Genomic DNA, 23397 nt, shown 5'->3' with positions numbered 1-23397 from the left:
GCCTAACCAAAGCATTAATATCGGTCGAATTAATGTAATTTAAGTTAAACCAATTTACACCGAGTAGCGTTGAGTACAAACCCATGAAAGGCTATCGATTTTCAAAATTCATTCCCAAACCGGCTCAAGGTTCTTCTGCTTTCGATAATCTGCTCGATGTTTTCTTACAGCTGGTAAGCATAACCGGAGGCGATGTTTCCGAAGCACTGTCTTGGCTCACTAATTTGGACAAGCAGTATAATATTACGCCAGAAGGCTACGGCATTGGCGATTTTATTGACGAACTGAAAGAAAAAGGCTACCTAACCGAAGAAAACCAAGAGGGAAACTTTGAGGTGACAGGAAAAACCGGCCAAGCCATTCGCAAATCGGCTCTAGAAGAGATTTTCGGCAAGCTGAAAAAATCTGGCAGAGGTCAGCATAAAACCAACATCTCAGGCACGGGCGATGAAACCGGCACCGACCGCAGGCCATTTGAGTTTGGCGATTCGCTGCAGCAAATTGCCATGACGGACTCCATAAGAAACGCCCAGATTAACCATGGTTATGGCGATTTTATGATGACCGAAAACGATCTGGAAGTGGTGGAGAATGAGTACAAAACGCAAACCTCCACCGTACTGATGATCGACATTTCGCACTCTATGATCCTATATGGTGAAGATCGTATTACACCTGCCAAAAAAGTAGCCATGGCTTTGGCTGAACTTATTCAAACCAAGTACCCAAAAGACACGCTAGACGTAATTGTGTTTGGTAACGATGCCTGGCAAATTGAGGTAAAAGACCTGCCCTACTTACAGGTTGGCCCTTACCACACAAATACCATTGCCGGGCTGGAACTCGCTATGGATATTTTGCGCAGAAGAAAGAATGCCAACAAGCAGATTTTTATGATTACCGATGGCAAACCCACTTGTATGAAAGTGGGCATTAAGTACTATAAAAATGCTTTTGGCCTCGATCCAAAAATTTTAAACAAAACGCTTAATCTGGCCACACAGTGCCGCAGACTAGGCATTCCGGTAACCACCTTTATGATTGCCTCAGACCCATACCTAAAGCAATTTGTACAAGAGTTTACCAAAACGAATAATGGCAATGCTTACTACAGTAGCCTGAAAGGCTTGGGCCATTTGATATTCGAAGACTATCGTAAAAACCGAAGAAAAAAGTTCTAAGATGAATTATACAGAATTGACCGCAGATCAATTATTAAAAATACATACGCTGGGCGAACTAAAAGCAACCGGCTACCAAAGCAAATCTGTTAAGCAAGAATTACGCGACAACCTCATAGGCAAACTCCAACGCAAGGAACCTACTTTCGAAGGTATTTGGGGTTATGAAGACACCGTGATTCCCGACATAGAACGTGCTATTCTTTCCATGCACAACATGAATTTATTGGGGCTACGCGGCCAGGCAAAAACCAGAATTGCCCGCCAAATGACAGCATTGCTAGATGAATACATTCCCGTAATTCAAGGGAGTGAATTGAATGATGACCCACTACAGCCACTAAGCCGATACGGAGTAGACAAAGTGCACGAGCTTGGCGAAAAAACACCAATCGGTTGGTTGCATCGCAGCGAACGATATGCCGAAAAGTTGGCCACACCAGACGTTTCTATTGCCGACCTAATTGGTGATGTAGATCCGATTAAAGCGGCCTCGCTTAAACTGCCATATTCTGACGAACGCGTGATTCACTACGGACTAGTACCGCGCTCGCACCGATGCATTTTCGTGATCAACGAGTTGCCCGATTTACAGGCGCGTATTCAAGTAGCGCTGTTCAACATTCTGCAAGAAGGCGACATTCAGATAAGAGGATTTAAATTGCGATTGCCTCTCGATATTCAGTTTGTGTTTACGGCCAATCCGGAAGATTATACCAACCGTGGTAGCATTGTAACTCCGCTGAAAGACAGAATTGACAGCCAGATTATCACGCATTACCCGAAAACGCGTGATATCAGCAAGCAAATCACTACTCAAGAGGCCAAAATTAAAGAGCCGCAGAAAGACAAAGTAGTGGTAAACCAGATTGCCCAAGACCTGATTGAGCAGGTGGCTATTGAAGCTAGAGATAGCGAATATGTGGATGAGAAAAGTGGCGTATCGGCACGTTTGACCATTTCTGCTTATGAAAACTTGTTGAGCGCAGCAGAACGCAGAACCCTGATCAATGGCGAAAACCAAACCTACATTCGTGTATCGGATTTTATTGGCGTTATTCCTGCCATTACCGGCAAGGTAGAATTGGTTTATGAAGGAGAGCAAGAAGGAGCTGGCATTGTGGCGCACAACCTTGTGGGCAAAGCCATTCGTACCATGTTTACGGACTATTTCCCTAAGCCAGATGACAAAAATAAGGAAGGGAAAAGCGACAATCCGTTCAAAGCCATTATCAATTGGTTTGGCGAAGGCTACACCATCGATTTGTTGAACGATCTTTCAAACGAACAATATGAACTAGCCTTGAACAGTGTGCCAGGGCTTGCCGATTTGGTTAAAAAGCATCATAAAGAAGCCAACAAACACGAGCAGGTTTTCTTAATGGAATTCGCCCTGCATGGTTTGGCCGAATACAGCAAACTGAGCAAAAGTGCGCTGGATACCGGTACCCGATTTAAAGACCTGCTCAGCAGCATGTTCTCTATGCCAGACCTTGACGATCTGGACGAGGACGATTTGAGCTAAATTTAAAACCGTATCACCTTAATTTAGCTTGGTAAGCAATTTGGGAAGATGGAGTTGAAAGATGTTCAAAGGTTGGCCAAGCGAGGCGAAGGGCAGTTGCTAGAGTTTAAAAAGAAGGCCAATTACCCTGAAAAAATCATGAAGGAGCTGGTGGCTTTTGCCAACTCAAACGGGGGCACCTTGCTTTTGGGAGTAGACGACAATGGCGATGCCAATGGCGTGCGCGAAATTGATGGAGAAACCTTTTTGGTCGAAGATGCTATCGAAAAACTCATTCGACCAAAGCTCAATTATTCGGTAGAAATAATTCGTGTAAATGAGAAAAAAGGAATTGCCGTTTTTCAAATTGAAGAAAGCCACAAAAAGCCTCACTTTGTAAAAGACAATCCAAAAACACGACAAGGCACCGCTTACATTCGCTGTGCCGATGAAAGCCTAAAGGCCAGCAGGGAAATGCGCGAAATCATTCGCAGGCGCCTTAAAGCAAAAGACATTCAGTTTACCTATGGCGACAAAGAGAACACTTTGCTGAAGTTGCTAGATGAGAAAGAACAGCTGAGTCTACAGGAGTTCGCCAAAAGCAGCCAATTACCAACTTTTGTAGCCTCAAGAACCCTAATCCGCCTTGTATTGGCCAATGTACTCGAAGTTAAACCCTCGCCCAAAGGGGATTTATATTCGCTAAAAAAATAAAAGCCACCTGAAAACATCAGGTAGCTTAGATAGAAAACCGTTGGCTTAACCTATTAAACCACAGGGTATTTATTCGAAAGTAACGGCAGTTCCGCTAGCCGTTACCATCAACATGCTAGAGCTTTGTCCAATGGTTTCGTAATCCAAATCGATGCCCACAACTGCATTTGCGCCAAGCGCTCGTGCATTATATTCCAGCTCTTGCATGGCATTCTGTTTAGCTTCGCGAAGCACTCGCTCGTAAGACCCCGAGCGACCACCAACCAAGTCGGTAATGCTTGCAAAGATGTCTTTAAAGAGGTTGGCACCAATGATGGCTTCACCAGAAATTACGCCATGATATTGCTTAATGGTATGCCCCTCAATGGAATTTGTAGTAGATAATAACATGTTTGTTCTTTTGATTTTGAGTGATTGTCCAATGGACACGTTTAATCTTTCGTAAATCGTTCAATCAAAGTTTGGTGCTGCGGATAAGCGGATGATAAGTCTTGGCGACCGGCCAATTCAAAGTCCTCAAATTCGAAACCTGGCGCCACAGTACAAGCAACCAAAATGTAGTCGCCAGCTACAACTTCGGCAGCAAACCAATGGCCTCTAGGAATTATTACTTGAAGGCTTTGCCCGTCTTCCAAGTCGGCACCAATGGTTTTATCACTCAGCTCTCCAGTAGGTGAAATCATGTGGATGGTAGCTGCACCACCCTGATGAAAGTGCCAGATTTCGTCTGACTTTAAACGGTGAAAATTGGAAACACTATCTGGTTTAAGTAAAAAGTAAATGGAGGTGCCGAAAGTTCTGGCACTGCCATATCGTTCAGGTAAAGCCTCAACATTTACCTGTTCATCGGAACGATAAGTTTCGCTAAAGAAACCTCCTTCGGGATGCTCCTGCAGCTTGAGTTTTTCTATCCAGTATTCGGGTGTTTTCGCCATAGTACATGAAAGATAAGATGAAAAAATGCGGTTACAAACCAGCCATAAAATCAAGGTCTCACTTAAAGTGAGGCCTTGAATCTGCCAGTGAATGGCTGCTTTTTCAAAAGTTCAACTTTGACAAACTTAGATTAGCGAAACCCTGCGAGACCAAAGCTATAGCGAGGTTAGTAATTAAAAGTCTGTCAAAGCTTATTCTCTAACCCACAAGTCTTGTGTGTCTATTATGCAAACCCCAAAAGACTGCGAAACAAAAAGGCCTCACACATGTGAAGCCTTCAATACCTTATATGCTTAAAGCCTAACTACTGCACTGACATCTCAATGTTACAGATGATCTCGATGATTGGCGCCACGGAACCTGAGGCTCCATTTACACCAAATTCTGTTCTATCTACCTCTCCGTGCAGCCTGAAGCCAACCAAATCTTTCCCACTACGGTTCTTTGTAGAGCCAATGTGCTCTGCCGTAAGCGTAACTTGTTTGGTGTTACCTCGCATGGTTAGGTTACCAACCACTTCATATGTACTCCCCTTTTTCTTTTTGAAAGAAGTGCTCTCAAAAGTCAATGTTGGGTGATTTTCTACATCAAAAAAGTCTGCCGACCTCAAGTGATTGTCTCTTGGTTCAACATTGGTATTAATGCTAGCAGTTTGTGCCGTAAACGCTACTTTAGCTCCGCTAAAATCATCTACTTTGCCACCTTCAACTGTTCCCTCAAACTGATCGAAGCGACCGTTTACAAAGGAAATACCAGAGTGTTTTGCATTGAACAAAATGCTTGAGTGAGCAGGATCAACTTTCCAGGTTTGAGCCTGAGCAGTATTGAATGCCGTAGCAACAACCACTGCTAATAGTGTAAAGAGTATCTTTTTCATCATTAATAGTTTAGTATACATGTATGTACATTAATTGCGTAACGTGAATTGCCACAAGATGTTCAGTTAATCATCAAAAACTGTGACGATGTGTGAGGCCGATACCCTAATCTACATAATCCTTCATCAGCTCTAACAACCTCAGCTGGTTTTTGGCGCGAACCAAGTTCTCTTTATCAAAACTGGTTTTGTAATAGATATCTCCGTTCAGGTAGTCAGTAAAAAACCTTATGGCCGTAATGTATGTCATACACAAACCGCCAAACTCAAGGGTTTGCAGCTCTATTGGCGTGAGTTTCTGTGCTAATAGGGACTGGAACTCTTCCTTCAGAATATCGAGGTATGCTGGACGCACCACAATCTTAGTATGGTCTGCTTCGTTTTCTGGAGCAATGGTGAACAACGATCGCATTATATCACCATAATCATTCAGCACATAACCCGGCCCAAGCGTATCTAAGTCTATAACTTTGGCAAAAGACTTATCTGCCTTATTCAAAAGGATATTACCGGTTTTAGTATCATTATGGCATAAACGAAGCGGTAAACCTTCAGCAATAAGTTCATCCATTTTTTCAGCCACCCACCTAAAAGAATTAATGCCTTCCAACTCGGTTTTCGAACCTTCCAGCCTATTGCTAAAATTGGTGTTTATAGCATCATCGAGCTGCTCCAGTCGCCAGTTCAGATCGTGAAAACGCGGAATTGGCAACTCATAATTGCTCGCATCCTCCGTTACAAAAGCAGCCATCATTTGTGCATAGCCGCTGGCCACTGCACGGGTCTCTGCTTCACTTTTCACCTCGTTTGGCGAATAAGTATCGGACATGAATGCTTGCATGCGCCAGCAAAAGTCTTGGCCAATAAGGTGATACCTATTTTCAGTAGCTTTTAACTGCGCTGGAAACAGCTTCGGAAACTTTTGTACAACCCTGGCAATGTTTTGTTCGAGCACTTCAGGCTTTTTAAACACCTGTGTATTCACTTGCTGCAACAGGTATTCGCCCTCGCTAGTGCGGACTATATAGGTATCGTTAATATGCCCCAAACCAAAAGGAGCAATCTGTTCGACTGCTCCTTCAATTTGAAAATATTTTAAGGCTTCTTCTGCCCTCATTTACTTTACTTCTTCTGGGTAAGTACCATCAGCAACCATTTGCTTAATGCCGGCTACAACGTGCTCCTTGTCTTCTTTGTAAGTAACACCCAACCACGAAGCTGATGTTGGAACAACTTTTACCACAGCCTTGCCTTCCTTCATAAGGTTACCTACCTCAACAGGCATAAAGCACTCAGCCTTTGGCGACTCTTTGTTTTCTTCTACAAAAGCAATGAACTTTTCTTCGAACAATGGCAAAACAGATGGAGGGAAGCCAAAGAAATTCATCGAAACATACGTATCTGGGCTCAATTCATGGGTTACGCCATCTTCCTCATAAGAAATTTTACCGTCTTTCTTACCTATAGAAAGGGTCTCTTTTATTCCTACCAAGTGCATGTTTTCATCTACCTGACAAACACCGCGGTTTACCGTTCCGTGATCAGAAAGGGTATTCACAAGCTCGTACCCCATAATTAGGTACTCATTCTCTTTCAAGTCTTTCATGGCTGCCACCACTTCTTTAAAAGACTCCTGACCGTAGTAGTCATCAGCATTAATTACCACAAAGGGTTCGTTAATTAAGTGCTTGGCGGCAAGTACTGCGTGTGTTGTTCCCCAAGGTTTTTTGCGAATTGGCTCATAAGGAGCAGTATGCTCAGTGTATTCGTTTTGGAAGGCATATTCCATTTTGATCTTGCCTTTAAAACGCTCCGCATAGTGGTTTTCGAAAGCTTCTTTTAAGTCGGTTCTGATGATGAACACCACTTTCGTAAAGCCGGCATTAATGGCATCGTGAATTGAGTAATCCATGATAATTTCACCATTTGGGCCAATACCGTCCAACTGCTTGTTTCCGCCATAACGGCTTCCCATTCCTGCCGCTAAAACTACTAAGGTTAAATCCATAATTTCCTCTTAAAAAAGTTTTTAACTTGTCGGTTTGAAATTGTTTAAAAACTCCATAGAAACCAATTGTTCAACCTATTTATTATGAATCTATCCACTTTAGACTGGGGCATAATTGCCTTATTTTTTGTCGTTTTCCTTGTCATTGGTATCCGTGTTTCAAAACAAGCAGGTTCTAGTGCCAAAGAGTTTTTCTTATCTGGTAGAAACATGCCTTGGTGGCTTATTGGTGTCTCCATGGTTGCCACCACTTTTTCAGCTGACACCCCCAATTTGGTAACCGACATAGTAAGAACAAATGGTGTGGCCGGTAACTGGTCGTGGTGGGCATTTTTGGTTACGGGAATGGTAACCGTATTCATTTACGCCAAATTGTGGCGCAAGTCGGGCGTAATGACCGATCTGGAGTTTTACGAAATTAGGTACAGTGGAAAAGCAGCACGCTTTCTCCGTGCCTTCCGTGCCATTTACTTAGGCTTTTTCTTTAATGTAATGATTATGGCTACCGTAACACTTGCGGGTATAAAAATCGGAGGTGTACTGTTTGGTCTCAGCCCAGTGCAAAGCATTCTTATTGCCTCAATTATTACGGTGATTTATAGCTCCCTTGGTGGTTTACGTGGCGTTATTCTCACCGATTTCCTTCAATTTATTATTGCCATGGTAGGCTCCGTTGGTGCCGCCATTTACGTAATGAATATGCCAGAGATTGGTGGTTTAGACACTTTACTTACGCATCCTAATGTTACAGATAAGTTGAATATTCTACCTGACTTTAGCGATCCGGCAGCTTATGTGCCACTTATCATTGTGCCGCTGGCCGTTCAGTGGTGGAGTGTTTGGTATCCGGGTGCAGAACCTGGTGGCGGTGGCTACATTGCTCAACGTATGCTTTCTGCCAAAAACGAAAAACATGCAGTTTTAGCTACCCTGCTTTTTAACGTAACGCACTACGCATTGCGCCCTTGGCCGTGGATCATTATTGCGCTGGCATCTTTGGTGGTTTATCCGGACTTGGCAAGCATTCAAACCGCTTTCCCTGACATTAGCGAGAAAATTGTTAAGGATGACCTTGGCTATTCGGCCATGCTATTGAACCTGCCAAGTGGGCTTTTGGGTATTGTAGTGGCATCGCTTATCGCTGCTTTTATGTCAACCATTTCTACACACTTAAACTGGGGATCTTCTTACCTAGTACACGATTTTTACGAGCGTTTTGTAAAGCCAGAAGCCAGCGAAAAAGAGAAAGTAATGGTAGGAAGAATCTCAACAGTTGTACTCATGATTTTTACTGGCCTTTTGGCCTTAGTGCTCGAAAATGCTTTGGAGGCATTCGAAATATTGCTACAAATTGGTGCTGGCACAGGTTCAATCTTTATTCTGCGCTGGTTCTGGTGGCGCGTTAATGCGTGGAGTGAGATCAGTGGTATGATCGTATCATTTATTGTTGCCGTCTTACTCAAAGCATTCCCTACCGGACTAGAAAGTCATTGGGAGTTAATTTTGGGCGTGGGGATTACCACCGTTACTTGGGTGTTGGTTACCTTCTTAACCAAACCAGAGGACGATAAAACGCTAGAGAAATTCTACAATTTGGTAACGCCCTATGGCATGGGCTGGAACCGATTTAAGACTAAAATGCAGTTCGCTGGCGTGAGCCTGAAAGAAGGCACCGGAAAATTCAGTGCAGATTTAATGGCTGTGATCTTAGGGATTTTTATTGTTTACAGCGCACTGTTCGCCATTGGTATGCTGGTATATGGCGAATTAACCAATGGTGTGATTCTAGCAGTAATCACTGTTGCTTCTTCAATCGGCTTAATCAGAATTTGGAGAAAGCTGAGTTTTTAGACTAAGACATAAAGGCGTCACAAAAGCCTTAGAGTCGTCATTCTGAGCGAGAAAATTTCTCCTTAGAGAAATAGTCGAGCAAAAGAATCTGTTTGTTAATTGCAGTGCATTTATCGGGCAGATTCTTTCGTCCCGAATGCTCGGGACTCAGAATGACGATATTTTATCCTTAATAACTATCATCAAAAGCGAAAATAGGCTTTCGGTTAATCCACTTGCCTCGTGTAAAGTCTGGGAACTGCACCGGCTCACTACCCTTAGAAATCGACTCTTCCGATAGACAAGTTACGGCCATCCAGCTGGCAGCATCATATACATCGAGCGGCATTGGTGCTTTGCGTTTCCATGCCTCAATAAAGGCATGCATTACAAAGAAATCCATCCCGCCATGGCCGGCAGTAGCAGCTTGCTTACCATATTTCTTCCACAACGGGTGATCATACTTCTCCATAAACGCCTTATCGTCCGTCCAGCGGTGCGGCTCACTCACGCCCTCCACATACAATGAGTCATTTATGTCCATCCAAAGACCTTTGGTACCTTGGTAACGGAAACCCAAAGAGTACGGTCTAGGTAAGTTGGTATCGTGGTTTAGGGTAATGGTTTCACCGTTTGCGGTTTTAATTAAGGTGGTCACCACATCGCCCAACCTAAAGTTAACTTTGGCATTTGGGTGATCTTTGCCACCATTCGGATGGTTTACAATGTACTCATGCAAACCGCGCGATTTTGTAGCCATTGAGGTAAGATATTCAAAACGGTTCCCTCTGTTCACATTTACCGTAGTGGCGACCGGCCCTAACCCATGTGTTGGATAAAGCTCTGCATTTCGGTGCACCGAATGATTGGTTCTCCACTTGGATTCGCTGTAGCCTTCATCGCCAAACTTCACACCTTGACCATATGGAGACTTCCCATCGTTAAATTTCACCCCTCTCAAATCGTGCTGATAGCCGCCTTCTAAGTGAATCATTTCGCCAAAAAGTCCTTCACGCACCATGTTCATTACCGCCATTACATCTCTGCGATAATTCACATTTTCCATAAACATAAACGGTGTGCCAGTTTCTTCTTGCACATTCACAAGGTCCCAGCACTCTTGCAGGTCAGTCGCTCCAGAAACCTCCATGGCCACAGCTTTACCAGCCCGCATGGCATCAACCCCCATAGGCACGTGCCAAACCCAAGGGGTAGCAATGTAAACCGCATCTACATCGTCACGCTCCAATAGCTTTTTGTAGTCGTAATCACCATTACCATAAAGGGCCGGCTTATTGCCTTGTCGCTCCTCTACCATTTTGGCCGCTTTGTTCAATACCTCGGCATTCGGATCGGCCAAAGCCGTAATTTCCACATCGTCTCTGTAGAGCGCCACGCTAAGCTGGCCGCGACCTCTTTCGCCCGTTCCAATAAAAGCAAGCCTAATCTTTTCGGCCTTTGTTTCGCCAAAAAGCATGGATGGTGAAACCAAAGACATGGCAGTGCCCGCCAAGGCTGTTGACTTAATAAATTTCCTCCGTGAGTTCTGATTTGAGCTGAATGTCATATCGATCTATTAAAAAGTTGAGCTTGAAAATACTAATTCATTTAATACCAGCCCATTGTTACCATAATTGATATTATCTAAATATTAACAATGCGCTGGGCACTTGTTTCAGTCGAATATTTACTAAATTAAAACAAGTTCTAACCTTTCTTATCCGAAGAATATATGCCGAGAGCCAAGAAGTCGACTGACAGGAAAATTTTCGTACTCGATACCTCCGTAATACTTTTTGAACACAACGCCATCATGAATTTTGAGGAGCACGATGTTGGGCTTCCGATTACCGTGTTGGAAGAACTAGACCAGTTTAAAAAGGGAAACGACACCAAAAACTTTGAAGCAAGGGAGTTTACTCGCCTGCTCGACAAACTGGCTAAAGACAAATCGTTACAAGATTGGATTCCGCTAAACGGAAAAACCCGCGGAAGTTTTAAAGTAGTAATGGAAGCCGGTTCGGGCGAAAATCAAGTGGATGCCAACCGTGTTTTTGGTGAAAAAAAGAACGACCACCGCATTTTGAATGCCGCCCTCAGGTTGAAGGACGAAAACCCTGATCGTAAAGTAATTTTGGTTTCGAAGGATATAAACCTGCGCATGAAGGCCAAGTCGATGGGCTTACCTGCTGAGGATTATGAAACTGGAAAGATCAAGAATGTAGACTCGCTCAGAAAAGGTAAAATTGAAATTGAAAAGGTAGATTCTGACCTGATCAACCACCTTTATGAGGATGGCACGCTTTCACCAAAGGAGGTGTTAAAGCGCAAAAAGGCGCAACCCAACCAGTACTTTATATTAAAAAGCGATAAAAACTCTGTACTGGCCTACTACAACTCTATGGACGAAACCATTGAGAAGGTAGACAAGCGACCAATTTCAGGCATAAAGCCCCGCAATGCCGAACAGACTTTTGCTATTCATGCGGTAATGAACCCGGAAGTAAAGCTGGTAACCATACAGGGTGTAGCGGGTACCGGTAAAACGCTACTTACACTTGCTGGTGCATTGGAACAACGTAGAGAGTTTAAGCAAATTTACTTGGCACGACCTATCGTTCCGTTGAGCAATAAGGACATTGGCTACTTGCCTGGCGACATTAAGTCGAAGCTTAACCCATACATGGAACCGCTTTGGGATAACCTCAAGTTTATTCAGAACCAGTACCGCGAAACCGATAAAGAGTTTAAAGCCATTACCGAAATGGTGAATAAGGAAAAGCTGCTGATTACACCTTTGGCCTACATTCGTGGGCGCAGTTTGTCGAACATATTCTTTATTGTGGACGAAGCGCAGAACCTAACGCCTCACGAAATAAAAACCATTATTACAAGAGCTGGAGAAAACACAAAAATCGTGTTTACAGGAGACATCCACCAGATTGATACACCGTATTTGGATTCGCAGTCCAATGGGCTTTCATACCTTATTGACAGGGTGAAAGATCATCCGCTCTACGCACACATTACGCTAGAAAAAGGTGAAAGGTCTGAGTTGGCTAACTTGGCGAATGAGATGTTGTGACCATAAATACTATTTAATGTTTAAGTATGAGAAAAAACACACTTCAATACACTCTTACATTTCTACTTTCACTTTTCCTTGGTGCCCTCTTGATATGGGCTTTATGGTATTTAGAAAGCCCTGAAGATAAAATTGCAGTTTTTGGAATTGTTGCAATAATATTAGCTGCATTGACCTCTGTCTTGACTGTTTCTATATCGAATAACAAAGTAAAACAGAGAGAATATGACCTTTTGATTCTTAAGGAGAAACAAAAAGTTTATGATCATTTTTACGAAATGCTATTCGAGATTTTCGGAAACACACTGAAAGGCAAGAATAATATCAACCATAAGGTGTCATCAGAAATGATGTTATTTAAAAGAGGGCTAATGAACTGGGGAAGTGAAAGACTTATTACAAAGTATTTAGAGTACGAATCCAATTTATCCATCCTTTCTAAACTAGGAAGTACAAAACAAATGATAAATGCGTCAGATGATTTTTTAAAAGAGATTAGAAAAGAAATGGGTTTTGAAGACTCAAAAAGGCTTAGTTTAATGAGCATAGTGCTAAAAGAAGAATCTAGAAAGGAGCTTGGCGTACTTTAAACAAAAAACACCTGCCCTATTTAAACCGAGCATTTATCTGACACATTAGCTCAAATATTTCGTAAATTCACTTCATGGATATTTTAAGTCGAATTACTGTTAACCCCGACATATGCCATGGTAAACCTACCATTCGCAATAAAAGATACACTGTCGATTTAATTTTGGACTTACTAGCTGCCGGTGAAACACACGAAGAAATATTAAGAGAATATCCATCTTTAGAAGAAGAAGATATTTTAGCCTGTTTAGCTTATGCCACAAAACTTACAAAATATTCAGGCTATACTCGGCTTTCTTCATGAGGGTTCTAATTGATGCCCAATTACCACAATTGCTAAAAGAGATTTTAGCTTCTATCGGTATTGAAGCGACTCATGTGATTGAGCTACCAAAAGGAGATACAACCCCAGACTCCGAAATTCAAGCTTATGCTGATGAAAACGACTTGATGCTCATTACAAAAGATTCAGACTTCTACTATTCTCACATTACCCTTTCCAAACCAAAAAGACTATTCCTAATAACTACGGGGAATACTAAAAACAGAAAACTCTTTGATCTCTTCAGGGACAACTCCTTAATCATTGCTCAAGCTGTAAAGAGAAGTTCATTTCTTGAGTTAAATAATGAAGGCATTATCGAAAGAGACTAACTTCTAGCTGCCCAATTAATCAATAGCCACAAAAAAGCACACTTAAAACTGTTCAGAAACCAATCAATAGGTGTACGTTTTTAGTACATCTTTTTTTGTACACTTTCGAACACAAACCCGTAACTATTTGATTTTCTGTTGATTAAAAGTTTTGGCACACGGATTGGCTATAGAATGGCAGGTCAGATTTTAAAAAATGTCAAAAACTCAAAACAACACGGTCATGAATAGCTCAGAGGTTAAATCAAGCAGTAAAAACTCAAGAACAAAAGTTAAAAACTTAAGTGCCATTTTAGCAATATGCCTGGCGGTCATCACGCTTTTTCAGGCTGGCACTGCAAACTCAAAAGATGAAAGAAAAATGTCAGCACTCGAAATCGAGTTGCTGACAGAGATTGACGAAATGTTCGCAACTCAAGAAGATCTTTCTCTAGAAGAAGTAATTATTGAAGAAGTGGAAGCATTGACTGAAACCAACAAAGTGAAGGTATACGATGCAAATGGTGAACTTTTAGGAGAAGGTGATCCAAAAACCAACGAATCACTTCGTCAATTAGTAAACAAAGCTGATTTTCTAAATGAATATGCGGGAAGCAGCTTTTACCAAGTAACGCAATAGTTTTAGTAAGAAAATAGTCTTTAGTAGGGTTAATTTTTGGTTGAAGGCCGGTCGGGGGATCGGCCTTTGTCATTTATGGCATTTGCTGAAACAGGTCGTGTTTTGGCCAACTGTCTACCATTTTAATGCCTTCGCGCATTGCCCACCGGCTGGTGCTGGTAAAGCTACCTCTGCGAGGCGTTGTATTGGTTACCACCACCCACGAGTAACCGTTTAAATCTCTTGTAAGAATGGCCGAAGTACCCGAGAGGGTTCCGGTTCGCCACCAGTGTTCGCCATTAGTACTTCGCCAGCCCAACGGCCTGTTAACACCACTCACACCGTTTACCATCTTATCGACTAAATCGGTACTCAAAATATCCTTATAGCGTTTAGAATAACCATCAACCATTACCAACACGCGCATTAAATCGGCACCAGTAGCCAACCACCCACCAGCAGGCCCCAGCATTTCAATATCATCGGCTCCGTATGGTTTGTAAACCATTTGTCCACTACCGTTAAAGGCTAACTGCTGATTATCGGCACTAAAGTCGTAGTATTTCACCTCGTTTGGCAAGCGGTCTTTTTCAAAGCTTCCTGCTATTTCCATATCGGTAATACCGTTTGGCGCCAGTATTTCATTTTTCACCCAAGCCTCATAATCCTGGCCTGTTTTGGCCTCAATAACACGGCCCAGCAGGCAGTAGCCAAAGTTGCTATAATTAAAGTGCGTACCCGGGCGATATGGCAAATGCCTAGTGAGCACAAACTTTATTACATCATCAAATTCTATTGGGTAACTCACCTTATCCATCCGGTGAATTTTTTGCGGTATAAACATAGGGTCGCCATAGGTAAGCAAACTCCAGCCCGAAGTGTGATTAAGCAAATGCTTCACTTTGATCTGATAGACGTTTCGGTTTTTTATTCCGGTATATGGGGCACCTTTTAGCACACCACGCTCGCCAAAAACATAATCGTCCAAGCTTAGCTTTCCATCCTCTACCAATTTAAGCACAGCTATTGCGGTTATTAACTTTGAAACTGAGCCAATTCTAAACAGGTGATCTTTGGTTACAGCTACTTTATTTTCTCTATCTGCATAGCCAAATCCTTTGGCATAAACCAAGCGCTCGTCTTTTACCACCGCCACCGAAGCACCCACCAATCTTAAACTACGCATTACGCGATTTACCATAGAGTCAATCGGGTCTAGGGCATTGGCAGTGTTTTCTAAAATTGCAGCAATCGGGTCGGCAGGGTTGCTTTTTCTTACCAAGCTTGGTGCATTGGTTACTGAGGTACAAATGGTTAGAATAGGAATGAGTAGAAGCAGCCGGTACGCTTGTAGCATAGAATTTTGACCCTTTTTATAAAGGGTACAAGTATAAGAAATAAAACATCAAAAAAAATACTGCTTAGCAAGCAGTATTTCGATTTATACAACGTGTATAAAGATTACTTAGTATCATTCAAATTCCAATCGTAATCAAGGAATTTGATTTTAGCATCTTTCGCCAATTTGGTGTTTGAATATTTGTTCAAAAACTCCACCAGTGTTTGTCCTTTAGTAAAGTCTCCACCAAACCAAGAAAAGATTTTTGACAGCTGGGCTTCGTCCTTTTTAATCACGTTTCTCGATTTATCGTTTAAGAACACCTTGGCCTGCTGGCTTAATTGCGTGTCAATTTTATCTGCCACAAACGCTTCATTAAGCAGCACTGGGCAAGATATTGAAGCACAGTTGACCGCAAAGTGAATGCGCGGCTCATCAAATTCCTTTCTAAGAATTTTATGTTCTATTCTGTCTAGACTAAAGTCTTCGCCCCCAATTTTAAACCACTCTTTTGCCCAAACCGTGTTGATTGTAGGCAGGCTAATGGTCGGATTCAAATCCTTGATGCTTTCCACCGGATAATTATCAACTATGAGCTTGACTGTAAAAGCATTATAGGCATTAATCCAGTAGGCTAACTTCTCCTCTCTCGACCAGTTATCAGCAGGCGGATTTGCAGAAAGCTCTTCTGTATAAGCATCCAATCTCTCCTTTTCGCTAATAAACCCTTGATAATTCACTAGGCCATTACTGGCCACGTACTTCTGTAAAAGAGCTGTCCACTGTGAATGATCGGGTTTACCCGCTGTTTTAAAGCTTGTGGCTTCTGCCCTACAGGCAAACAAGACAAATGCGGTAATTAGAGTAAGCGCTACTTTTTGCATGATGTATAACTTTTGAGTTATAACATACTTACGTATTGTCTTGTTGCAAAGGATTGTCCGCTGCACAACATGTACCCACTATCTGTTCATGTAGGTAACCTCTACCCTTTGCTCACCAACATCTATGCGGGAAACACCGCCATAGCCAGAAGTTAAACGGAAGAAATTCTTTGGTTGCATTTCTAAGAACGTACCCAAAAACACCCTAATAGGACCGGCATGAGTAACAATAACCACCTTTTTATAAGGCTTTTTGCTCAGCTCGGTTATAAACGATTCGCAACGGTTTTTAAGGTCGATAAAGCTCTCTCCACCTGGCACCTTATGGTTGACAAAATCATCCATCCAAGGCATTATTTCATCCTTCGGAATATCATCCCAAGGCTTCATTTCCCAGGCTCCAAAATCGAGCTCCTTCAGCCTATCATCTACCACGATGTTTTCGTGAAGCGAGCGTGCAAGCTTTTCGCTACGCTGCAACGGACTAGTATAAATACAGTCGATATTCACTGGCATTTTTGCATCTACCAGCTTTCTGTCTGTCATAAAAGAATCGGCCAAGTCCAAATCTGTTTGACCGTAACAAATGCCCTTTCGCACATTGGGCCTTGTGTGTCGCACTAAATAAATTTCCAACCTATTAATACACTTAGGTAAAACACTACTTCAGTAATTTGTTGAGTAGCTCCGAGGCAATCACCCGTGTATCCATCTATCCACTTTTGAAAATACCTACCCAATAACCATTTGGTTAGGTACAGCGGAAGCACCAGCAGGAACACAGCTAACTGCTCAAAAATTAAGAGGGGGAAAAGGCCAAAAAATGCTGCGGTAAGCAGCTCAAAGAAGGAAATCTTTTTCCCTATCGGCTTCACTTTAGAAGTCGCATCTGATCGTGAGTACTCATGAGTAAAGATAAAAGTTGCAGCCATGAATCGGCTCATGCTATGGGCCGAAATTATAATGGCGGCCATATACACCATTTGGTGATTGAATAGCTGTGATAAGCGGAAAATCAGCAGAAATTTGAGTCCCAAAAGCAGTATCATTCCTATAACTCCATAGGCCCCAACACGGCTATCCTTCATTATATCGAGGATTTTTTGCTTGGTCCAGCCACCGCCAAAACCATCGCAAACATCGGCAAATCCGTCTTCATGAAAAGCTCCCGTAATCCATACGCTGGCAATCATTGAAAAGACAATACCAACTGCAGGTTCATTCTGCCAATTGAAGAGTGCATAAAATGCAAAGGCAAACCCACCAACTATCCAGCCAATTAGTGGAAAGTAGCGAGTGGCTTTATTGATGTAGTCTTCAGAATGATCTACCCATTTGGGGCATGGAATACGTGTGTAGAACATTAAAGCGGTAAAGAAGATTCTGATCTGCTGTCTCATACTATTTGTCACTAACTCCGGCCGACTCGAAACTGGCCATCTCGTTTAAGAAATTAACAGCCGATTGTATTATTGGATAGGCCATGGTACATCCGGTTCCCTCTCCCAACCTCATTTGCAAATCGAGTAACGGATTTGCCTCTAAAAATTCTAGCAAAAGTGCGTGTCCCTTTTCATCGCTTTTATGGCAAAATATTGCGTACTCCTTTGCAGAAGCATTGAACTCCGCAGCCATTAGAAAAGCCGAAGTAGCAATAAATCCGTCTACTAAAACCAGCATTTTGAGCTCGGCTGCTTTTAGCATTGCACCACACATCATGGCAATTTCAAAACCGCCATATGTAGCCAATATTGAGTGCGCATTATTGGGTTTACCATTAGCCGATAACGCACTGCTTAGTATCTCATATTTTTGCTTCAAGCCTTGGCTATTGAGGCCGGTTCCGGCACCAATGCATTCTTGCAAAGGAATACCCGTAACCACGTGCATCAGCATTGAAGCTGACGATGTATTTCCAATTCCCATTTCGCCAAAACCTACTACGTTGCAGCCGGTTTTCGCTATTTCTTCTACTAAGTCGCTTCCCTTGGCTAGTGCTTGTTTGCACTGCGCCATGGTCATGGCGGGCCCGTTTAAAAACGACTCGGTGCCAAAGGCTACCTTAGCATTTACTAAGCCCTGAACATTTTCGAAACTGTGGTTTACACCTGCATCTACTACTTTAAGCGTAATGTTATGCTGTGCTGCAAATACATTTATGGCGGCTCCTCCGGCCAAAAAATTGAGCACCATTTGATGGGTTACCTCTTGTGGATATGCACTTACTCCCGAAGTAGCAATGCCATGGTCGGCCGCAAAAACCATAAGGTGCGGCTCGGTTAGTTTGGGCGATGTTGTTTGCTGAATTAAGCCTATTTGCAAGGCCAAGGTTTCTAGTTGACCAAGAGCGCCCAAAGGCTTGGTTTTTGTGTCTATTTTGTGCTGTAAGCTTTTTTTAACTTCCTCTTTTAAAGGCTGAATATTCCAGTTCATTTAAAATAAATCTTGAAACCAATAGGTTACGGTTTCATCGTTTTCCTTCGATAAATTGTATTCTTTGGCAACAACTTCTCCGCGCTCAAACTGAATTGGTTCTTTGAAGATTGGCCCCTCAAAAACAAAGGAATGGAACTCCCCGTTTTCTCCGCATGGGTCTACTCCCTCGGGCAAATCATTCAAAAAAGCTTTGTCAATTTCTCGCCCTACAAAGGACTGGTCGAGCTTGCTACCATCTACAGACACAACCATAGTTCTAAAGCCCAAATCGATAAATTCGTGCACTAGCTCGGTGGTATCTCTTTTCCATAAAGGAAACTTACCTGAGAGACCAACTTCTTCAAGTCGCTGTTCTCTGTAAGCTTTTAGGTCTTCTAAAAAGATGTCTCCAAAAACAGAAGTTGTAATCCCCTCCTCTTTTACTTGGTTCATCTGAATCCTCATCATTTGGTCATACTCCTCCATTGTAATTTCTCCGGGCAAGCACAAAATGCTTAACGGAATGCCAATGGCATAGGCTTGCTTTTCGAGCAAACTAAGCCTAACTCCGTGCATAGAAATGCGCTCGGTTTCAATATTAATAGAAGTAAGCAGCCGTTTTATTTGATGGGAATCATCTTTTAGCGAATGGTATAGCGCCAAAGCACTGTCTTTACCACCACTCCAGTTAAAAAGGGAAAATTCAGTCATTATTTTAGTTTCATTGGAATTCCTGATACCATTAACCAAGCTTCATCTGCCCTAGCAGCAATGAACTGGTTCATCCAACCTTGCAGATCGGTAAACTTTCTTCCAACTTCTGTATGCGCGTGTGTTCCCATGCCAATTTCATTGCTAATGAAAATGAATGTGGCTTGCTGTTCTATGAGTTTTGCAAACTCTTGCTTTGCCAAGCGCAAACACTCGTCCACATCATTCTTTGTGTCAACAAAGAAATTCGTCAGCCAAAGGGTAACACAGTCAACTAAAACAACTTTTCCTTCAAGCGTTAGGGTGCTCAAATATTTCTCCTCTTCAATATTCTCCCAACGCTCGTCTCTATCGGCCTTGTGCCGTTCAATTCGCTTTTCATAGTCTCCGTCCCAGTGGCGCGATGTTGCCAAATAAACTGGGTTATCCGAAAGACTCAGGGCCAGTTTTTGCCCGTAACTTGACTTTCCTGAACGCTGCCCTCCTGTAATGTAGTAGATCATAAACGTGCAGTTTAAGTCTGAAAAGTAGTACGATGAAGGTCTAAAAATGCATACGTGTTGTGTGTTTTTACCGACCCGGTATCGACCGCAATAGTCGTACCATTAAGCGGTCCATCAAGCACAAAAGTATGGTACTCACCATTCTCTCCGCAAGCATCAATCCCTAATTCTTCAAACTTTTTTATCAGCGAACCATCTATCACCTCACCCAACAAACTATCAGCCAACTCTTTACGGCAAGAAACGATCATCGTCTTTATGCCCGCAGTAATCATCCCCTCTACCAATTCCTTTCGGTCGCCTTGCCAAAGGGGTAAAACTGCCTTCACATTTGCAGCGTTGGCTACTTTTTCTTCCCAGGCCCTGTGCGATTCAATATCAATATCGCCAAACACCGCATGGGTAAACGCATACTTTTCGTGCAACTCTTTAAGCTTTGCAATGTAGCGTTCTTCATAGGTCTCCCATGTGGTTTCAATAAACTCAATGGGTAAACCAACAGCTTTAGCCTGTTGCTCCAATAACTCCTTCGGAATACCATGAGACCTCGATTTATCTCCGTATTCATTAAGGGTATTGAGTAAAACCTTAGGTTTATAGCCTTGCTGAACTGCCCTGTAAAAAGCAAAATAGCTGTCCTTTCCTCCACTCCAAGAGCAAAGGAAAGAACCGCCATTTTGTTGATTACTCTTCATTAATTAAAACTTGGCAGTTACACCAATTGTGAAGTTAGCAGGGCGTGTGCTGAAGCCATAAACACCAACAAAGTCTTCATCAAGCAGATTATAAACCGCACCTGTAAACACCAAATCACCATCGAACAATTCGTGTGAAATGATAAGGTCAACCATGTTGTAACCATCAAGCGTAACTTGGTATGGATCACTAAAAATGGCTGCCTCTCTATCGCCAAAGTAGCTATAGTTTAGGCCAACCTGAGTGTTAGCGAAGGTATACTGACCAGAAACACCATACTTTTGACTTGGGATTCGGAAGAACTGATCTGGATTACCAAAATTATAGTCAGCAAAGTGGCCGGTTAACCTAAACTGCTCAAGTACATTCCAGGTTAAGTCAAGCTCAAATCCATCAATTTCTCGCTCGCCTGCTACGTTGTCGTAGCCACCACCAATGTAGTTACCCTGATCATCGAACTGCGAAACAAAGTCAATTGCATTCTCCTCCGTACGATCGAAATACTCAGCATTCAAGGTCAGCTTGTCTGAAAGGTAAATTGAAAGCCCAAACTCTAAAGACTCCGTAGACTCTGCTTCTAGGTCAGGATTCCCGTAAAACTCTGCAAACAACTGGTACAAGCTTGGCGCAATAAACGCGGTAGAGTAGCTACCAAAAAGCTTTAGCTTGGCATCTTCTGATATTGGAATTAGATAAGAAGGGTTCACCATGTAAACAAAGTTTGAACCGTATTCACTGTTAATGTTTAGTCTAACGCCAGCGTTCAGGGTTAATCCGCCTACAATATCTGCCATCACGTTTACATATGGATCAACGTTCGATTGGTTTGGCTCTTCATCTCCGTTTTGGAATTTGTACGATTGATACTGCACACCAACAATGGTTTTTACTTTATCATTTAGTGCATAATCATTACTCAAATCGGCCTGAAAACTCTTGCCTTTTGCGGTAGAAGGATAGGCAGAAATAAACTCTCGTCTAATTCGGTTGAAATTAGTTTTCAACGAGAGTTTTCCGCCTCTATATTTCCATTGTGGGCTTAAACCGAAAGTAACCTGACGAATATCAAACTCGTTGTCTGCATCGGCAAAAGCGCCATCATCATAGTCAGACTTTAGCTTTTCGTAAGAAAGTAAACCTTGAAGCGAAAATGCTTCTGAAAAATCGTATCCGAGCTTTGTTCTTCCTGTATAGCGGTAGAATCCGTCTTTGTCAAACTCTATTGTCGGGTCATTATCTTCCGCAGCAGAAATACCTTCGCTTATGGAAAAAGAACCTCCCGCCAAGTAACTCAACTTGCCTACTTTGCCTTGAACATCGGCATTGGTGTTTGAGGTTTGGAAGGAACCTACGTCCTGCGTAAGCGTAACTTTTGGGTCCTCACTTGTCGCTTTTTTCAATTTAATGCTGATTACCCCAGCAGCTGCATTAGTGCCATAAAGTGTACTTGCACCACCTTTTAGCACTTCAATCGACTCAATTTCATTGGCATTCAATAGCCTTAAATCGTAGTCATTTGCAATTGAAGAGGCATCATTAATTGGTAACCCATCAATTAAGATCAAGGTGTGCTTGTTTCTGCCTCCACGGATGTTATAATCCAAGTTAGTGCCTGGTGTACCATAGGCTCCATCTATGTTTATTCCCGGCAAAGTGTTCAATAAATCGGCTACATTTCTGCCCGGCATTTTTTGAATATCGGCCGCGGTAATTTGGTAAATCACCTTACCCGACTTTTCGATTGGGGTTTCGAAGCGGCTTGCTGTAACTACCACTTCACCCAAATCTTTCGATTCTTCCTGTTGTGCGAACGATGCGTGGCCAGCCGTGGCCAAAAGTGCACCAAGGGCAAGCGCCCTATTCCATTTCATCTTCATTGAGTTGATTTAATTTTATAAGTAGGTGTTCAATTGAACTGATTTGAAATTCACCCTGAACCAGCCAAGGCGTTTTGGTTGCTGTCTCCTCCACAGCAACCGAAAAATCTTCATTAGTGGTTACTAGCTGAAAGCCAGCCCTGAGCAAAGCGCTCTTTGTCCAGTGAAAGCGCTGACCATCCCCTTGCAGTAATATTTTAGCTCCTTCCCTGGCCTTTTCTTTCTCGAATCGCCCTAGCGAATAATTGAACGAAAGCCCCTCTTTGGAAAAAGCCTTTTCCAATTCACCATTGAGCACCAAATCTTCTGGAGCGCCTTGGTGTATGGTTTGATCCGACACTAACCAAAGCTTATCGGCATTAGCCAAAGCGGTTTCTATGTCGTGTGTTGAAATGAGTATCGCACGCTGACCGTTAGCCACTAGCTCTCGTAGCAAGTGGAAAATTTCAATGCGATTTGGTGAGTCTAAATGCGCGGTAGGCTCATCTAAAATGATCAAGTCTGTTTCTTGTGCCAAAGCGCGGGCAATCATTACTTTTTGGCGTTCGCCATCGCTTAATTCACCAATGTGTCTATCGGCAAACTGAAGCGTGCCCGTGGACTCCAATGCCCATTGCACAATGCTCTTGTCTTGTGCCGAAAGGCTGCCCATCCAACTGGTGTATGGAAAACGGCCTAATGATACCAGCCCATAAACCGTCAGGTTTCCGGGGGCGGTTCTATCAGTAAGCACCAAGCTTAATTGCTTGGCCAATGCTTTCGGGCTAACCTCGCTCAATTGTTTGCCAAGCAAATCCACTTGGCCCGAAAGTGGTTTTTGGATGCCTGCTATCGATCGGATTAAAGTGGACTTACCGCTACCGTTTGGCCCAAGCAAACAGGTTAACTCACCCTTTTTCAAATCGAGATTTAAGCCAGAAAGCACTGTTTTTTGTGATGACTTAGCGGTATAGCCAACGGAAAGCGACTCGGTATGTAAAATGCCTTTACTCAT

Annotated in this window: 25 protein-coding genes; 9 read left to right on the top strand and 16 right to left on the bottom strand. The window is 42.7% G+C overall.

Annotated features, from left to right (window positions below; genetic code table 11):
• Nucleotides 1–83: 83 nt before the first annotated feature.
• The 3 genes from BMW98_RS05265 to BMW98_RS05255 are packed head-to-tail and all read left to right on the top strand — an operon-like array spanning nucleotide 84 to nucleotide 3399.
• On the top strand, nucleotides 84–1181 hold the full coding sequence (locus tag BMW98_RS05265) for a vWA domain-containing protein (RefSeq protein WP_090257467.1): 1098 nt from the start codon (nucleotides 84–86) through the stop codon (nucleotides 1179–1181).
• A gap of 1 nt (nucleotide 1182) precedes the next feature.
• Nucleotides 1183–2706, top strand: coding sequence for a P-loop NTPase family protein (locus tag BMW98_RS05260; RefSeq protein WP_090257466.1), 1524 nt, complete (start codon nucleotides 1183–1185; stop codon nucleotides 2704–2706).
• A 48-nt stretch (nucleotides 2707–2754) separates the two neighbouring features.
• Entirely contained in the window at nucleotides 2755–3399 is a 645-nt protein-coding gene (locus BMW98_RS05255) for an AlbA family DNA-binding domain-containing protein (protein WP_090257465.1), read from the top strand.
• A gap of 69 nt (nucleotides 3400–3468) precedes the next feature.
• Here the strand turns inward: BMW98_RS05255 and BMW98_RS05250 are convergent, their stop codons facing one another.
• The 5 genes from BMW98_RS05250 to BMW98_RS05230 all read right to left on the bottom strand — a co-directional run bounded on the left by BMW98_RS05250 (nucleotide 3469) and on the right by BMW98_RS05230 (nucleotide 7220).
• The gene (locus BMW98_RS05250) at nucleotides 3469–3789 is read right to left on the bottom strand and encodes a heavy metal-binding domain-containing protein (protein WP_090258220.1); all 321 of its coding nucleotides are present in this window, start codon (nucleotides 3787–3789) and stop codon (nucleotides 3469–3471) included.
• Between the two features lie 41 nt (nucleotides 3790–3830).
• Entirely contained in the window at nucleotides 3831–4334 is a 504-nt protein-coding gene (locus BMW98_RS05245; RefSeq protein ID WP_090257464.1) for a cupin domain-containing protein, read from the bottom strand.
• Nucleotides 4335–4639: 305 nt separating this feature from the next.
• On the bottom strand, nucleotides 4640–5212 hold the full coding sequence (locus BMW98_RS05240) for a YceI family protein (RefSeq protein ID WP_090258219.1): 573 nt from the start codon (nucleotides 5210–5212) through the stop codon (nucleotides 4640–4642).
• 106 nt (nucleotides 5213–5318) lie between these two features.
• A complete protein-coding gene (locus BMW98_RS05235; protein WP_090257463.1) occupies nucleotides 5319–6329 on the bottom strand; it encodes an aminoglycoside phosphotransferase family protein in 1011 nt (336 codons plus the stop codon).
• A complete protein-coding gene (locus tag BMW98_RS05230) occupies nucleotides 6330–7220 on the bottom strand; it encodes a nucleotidyltransferase family protein (protein ID WP_170836507.1) in 891 nt (296 codons plus the stop codon).
• An 84-nt stretch (nucleotides 7221–7304) separates the two neighbouring features.
• Between BMW98_RS05230 and BMW98_RS05225 the strand changes: the two genes are divergently transcribed.
• Nucleotides 7305–9071, top strand: coding sequence for a sodium:solute symporter family protein (locus BMW98_RS05225; protein ID WP_090257461.1), 1767 nt, complete (start codon nucleotides 7305–7307; stop codon nucleotides 9069–9071).
• 169 nt (nucleotides 9072–9240) lie between these two features.
• On the opposite strand, the gene BMW98_RS05220 is transcribed toward BMW98_RS05225, so the two are convergent.
• Nucleotides 9241–10617, bottom strand: a complete 1377-nt coding sequence (locus BMW98_RS05220; protein ID WP_090257460.1) for a Gfo/Idh/MocA family protein — start codon at nucleotides 10615–10617, stop codon at nucleotides 9241–9243.
• Between the two features lie 165 nt (nucleotides 10618–10782).
• On the opposite strand from BMW98_RS05220, the gene BMW98_RS05215 reads away from it, so the two are divergent.
• The 5 genes from BMW98_RS05215 (at nucleotide 10783) to BMW98_RS05195 (ending at nucleotide 13999) form a co-directional block, all read left to right on the top strand.
• Nucleotides 10783–12135, top strand: coding sequence for a PhoH family protein (locus BMW98_RS05215; RefSeq protein WP_090257459.1), 1353 nt, complete (start codon nucleotides 10783–10785; stop codon nucleotides 12133–12135).
• Between the two features lie 26 nt (nucleotides 12136–12161).
• Nucleotides 12162–12725, top strand: a complete 564-nt coding sequence (locus tag BMW98_RS05210; protein WP_090257458.1) for a hypothetical protein — start codon at nucleotides 12162–12164, stop codon at nucleotides 12723–12725.
• A gap of 74 nt (nucleotides 12726–12799) precedes the next feature.
• Nucleotides 12800–13030, top strand: a complete 231-nt coding sequence (locus BMW98_RS05205; protein WP_090257457.1) for a DUF433 domain-containing protein — start codon at nucleotides 12800–12802, stop codon at nucleotides 13028–13030.
• A complete protein-coding gene (locus BMW98_RS05200) occupies nucleotides 13027–13380 on the top strand; it encodes a DUF5615 family PIN-like protein (protein ID WP_090257456.1) in 354 nt (117 codons plus the stop codon). Before BMW98_RS05205 ends, BMW98_RS05200 begins: the two co-directional genes overlap by 4 nt.
• 223 nt (nucleotides 13381–13603) lie before the next feature.
• Nucleotides 13604–13999, top strand: coding sequence for a hypothetical protein (locus tag BMW98_RS05195; protein ID WP_090257455.1), 396 nt, complete (start codon nucleotides 13604–13606; stop codon nucleotides 13997–13999).
• A 73-nt stretch (nucleotides 14000–14072) separates the two neighbouring features.
• Here BMW98_RS05195 and BMW98_RS05190 read toward each other — a convergent pair whose 3' ends face one another.
• The 10 genes from BMW98_RS05190 to BMW98_RS05145 all read right to left on the bottom strand — a co-directional run bounded on the left by BMW98_RS05190 (nucleotide 14073) and on the right by BMW98_RS05145 (nucleotide 23397).
• A complete protein-coding gene (locus tag BMW98_RS05190) occupies nucleotides 14073–15335 on the bottom strand; it encodes a serine hydrolase domain-containing protein (RefSeq protein ID WP_090257454.1) in 1263 nt (420 codons plus the stop codon).
• Nucleotides 15336–15439: 104 nt separating this feature from the next.
• Complete coding sequence (locus BMW98_RS05185) at nucleotides 15440–16201, bottom strand: DUF547 domain-containing protein (RefSeq protein ID WP_090257453.1); 762 nt, start codon at nucleotides 16199–16201, stop codon at nucleotides 15440–15442.
• 78 nt (nucleotides 16202–16279) lie between these two features.
• Nucleotides 16280–16822, bottom strand: coding sequence for an alpha-ribazole phosphatase (gene cobC, locus BMW98_RS05180; protein WP_162844686.1), 543 nt, complete (start codon nucleotides 16820–16822; stop codon nucleotides 16280–16282).
• Nucleotides 16822–17601 carry an adenosylcobinamide-GDP ribazoletransferase gene (locus BMW98_RS05175; protein WP_090257451.1) on the bottom strand — a complete coding sequence of 260 codons (780 nt, stop codon included), beginning with the start codon at nucleotides 17599–17601 and terminating at the stop codon, nucleotides 16822–16824. Before BMW98_RS05175 ends, cobC begins: the two co-directional genes overlap by 1 nt.
• A gap of 1 nt (nucleotide 17602) precedes the next feature.
• Nucleotides 17603–18634 carry a nicotinate-nucleotide--dimethylbenzimidazole phosphoribosyltransferase gene (gene cobT / locus BMW98_RS05170; protein ID WP_090257450.1) on the bottom strand — a complete coding sequence of 344 codons (1032 nt, stop codon included), beginning with the start codon at nucleotides 18632–18634 and terminating at the stop codon, nucleotides 17603–17605.
• Nucleotides 18635–19327, bottom strand: a complete 693-nt coding sequence (locus tag BMW98_RS05165) for a Dph6-related ATP pyrophosphatase (RefSeq protein ID WP_090257449.1) — start codon at nucleotides 19325–19327, stop codon at nucleotides 18635–18637.
• Nucleotides 19327–19830 carry a bifunctional adenosylcobinamide kinase/adenosylcobinamide-phosphate guanylyltransferase gene (locus BMW98_RS05160; RefSeq protein WP_090257448.1) on the bottom strand — a complete coding sequence of 168 codons (504 nt, stop codon included), beginning with the start codon at nucleotides 19828–19830 and terminating at the stop codon, nucleotides 19327–19329. Before BMW98_RS05160 ends, BMW98_RS05165 begins: the two co-directional genes overlap by 1 nt.
• A gap of 11 nt (nucleotides 19831–19841) precedes the next feature.
• Nucleotides 19842–20525 carry a Dph6-related ATP pyrophosphatase gene (locus BMW98_RS05155; RefSeq protein WP_090257447.1) on the bottom strand — a complete coding sequence of 228 codons (684 nt, stop codon included), beginning with the start codon at nucleotides 20523–20525 and terminating at the stop codon, nucleotides 19842–19844.
• Nucleotides 20526–20528: 3 nt separating this feature from the next.
• Nucleotides 20529–22397 (bottom strand): TonB-dependent receptor plug domain-containing protein, encoded by a 1869-nt coding sequence (locus BMW98_RS05150; protein WP_162844685.1) that lies wholly within the window; start codon nucleotides 22395–22397, stop codon nucleotides 20529–20531.
• Nucleotides 22384–23397, bottom strand: a complete 1014-nt coding sequence (locus BMW98_RS05145; RefSeq protein ID WP_090257445.1) for an ABC transporter ATP-binding protein — start codon at nucleotides 23395–23397, stop codon at nucleotides 22384–22386. Before BMW98_RS05145 ends, BMW98_RS05150 begins: the two co-directional genes overlap by 14 nt.

It is taken from the genome of Roseivirga pacifica, from assembly GCF_900111145.1.
Classification (GTDB): domain Bacteria; phylum Bacteroidota; class Bacteroidia; order Cytophagales; family Cyclobacteriaceae; genus Roseivirga; species Roseivirga pacifica.
The sequence above is the reverse complement of the archived record's forward strand: the minus strand, read 5'-3'. Positions and strand labels throughout refer to the sequence as shown.

Coding starts and splice junctions, on each gene's coding strand:
- BMW98_RS05255 (WP_090257465.1), top strand. CDS start 2,755: ATGGAGTTGAAAGATGTTCAAAGGTTGGCCAAGCGAGGCGAAGGGCAG.
- BMW98_RS05195 (WP_090257455.1), top strand. CDS start 13,604: ATGAATAGCTCAGAGGTTAAATCAAGCAGTAAAAACTCAAGAACAAAA.
- BMW98_RS05155 (WP_090257447.1), bottom strand. CDS start 20,525: ATGAAGAGTAATCAACAAAATGGCGGTTCTTTCCTTTGCTCTTGGAGT.
- BMW98_RS05250 (WP_090258220.1), bottom strand. CDS start 3,789: ATGTTATTATCTACTACAAATTCCATTGAGGGGCATACCATTAAGCAA.
- BMW98_RS05260 (WP_090257466.1), top strand. CDS start 1,183: ATGAATTATACAGAATTGACCGCAGATCAATTATTAAAAATACATACG.
- BMW98_RS05200 (WP_090257456.1), top strand. CDS start 13,027: ATGAGGGTTCTAATTGATGCCCAATTACCACAATTGCTAAAAGAGATT.
- BMW98_RS05230 (WP_170836507.1), bottom strand. CDS start 7,220: ATGGATTTAACCTTAGTAGTTTTAGCGGCAGGAATGGGAAGCCGTTAT.
- BMW98_RS05235 (WP_090257463.1), bottom strand. CDS start 6,329: ATGAGGGCAGAAGAAGCCTTAAAATATTTTCAAATTGAAGGAGCAGTC.
- cobT (WP_090257450.1), bottom strand. CDS start 18,634: ATGAACTGGAATATTCAGCCTTTAAAAGAGGAAGTTAAAAAAAGCTTA.
- BMW98_RS05145 (WP_090257445.1), bottom strand. CDS start 23,397: ATGAGTAAAGGCATTTTACATACCGAGTCGCTTTCCGTTGGCTATACC.
- BMW98_RS05165 (WP_090257449.1), bottom strand. CDS start 19,327: ATGACTGAATTTTCCCTTTTTAACTGGAGTGGTGGTAAAGACAGTGCT.
- BMW98_RS05225 (WP_090257461.1), top strand. CDS start 7,305: ATGAATCTATCCACTTTAGACTGGGGCATAATTGCCTTATTTTTTGTC.
- BMW98_RS05150 (WP_162844685.1), bottom strand. CDS start 22,397: ATGAAATGGAATAGGGCGCTTGCCCTTGGTGCACTTTTGGCCACGGCT.
- BMW98_RS05185 (WP_090257453.1), bottom strand. CDS start 16,201: ATGCAAAAAGTAGCGCTTACTCTAATTACCGCATTTGTCTTGTTTGCC.
- BMW98_RS05240 (WP_090258219.1), bottom strand. CDS start 5,212: ATGAAAAAGATACTCTTTACACTATTAGCAGTGGTTGTTGCTACGGCA.
- BMW98_RS05265 (WP_090257467.1), top strand. CDS start 84: ATGAAAGGCTATCGATTTTCAAAATTCATTCCCAAACCGGCTCAAGGT.
- BMW98_RS05175 (WP_090257451.1), bottom strand. CDS start 17,601: ATGAGACAGCAGATCAGAATCTTCTTTACCGCTTTAATGTTCTACACA.
- BMW98_RS05160 (WP_090257448.1), bottom strand. CDS start 19,830: ATGATCTACTACATTACAGGAGGGCAGCGTTCAGGAAAGTCAAGTTAC.
- BMW98_RS05220 (WP_090257460.1), bottom strand. CDS start 10,617: ATGACATTCAGCTCAAATCAGAACTCACGGAGGAAATTTATTAAGTCA.
- BMW98_RS05205 (WP_090257457.1), top strand. CDS start 12,800: ATGGATATTTTAAGTCGAATTACTGTTAACCCCGACATATGCCATGGT.
- BMW98_RS05215 (WP_090257459.1), top strand. CDS start 10,783: ATGCCGAGAGCCAAGAAGTCGACTGACAGGAAAATTTTCGTACTCGAT.
- BMW98_RS05210 (WP_090257458.1), top strand. CDS start 12,162: ATGAGAAAAAACACACTTCAATACACTCTTACATTTCTACTTTCACTT.
- BMW98_RS05245 (WP_090257464.1), bottom strand. CDS start 4,334: ATGGCGAAAACACCCGAATACTGGATAGAAAAACTCAAGCTGCAGGAG.
- BMW98_RS05190 (WP_090257454.1), bottom strand. CDS start 15,335: ATGCTACAAGCGTACCGGCTGCTTCTACTCATTCCTATTCTAACCATT.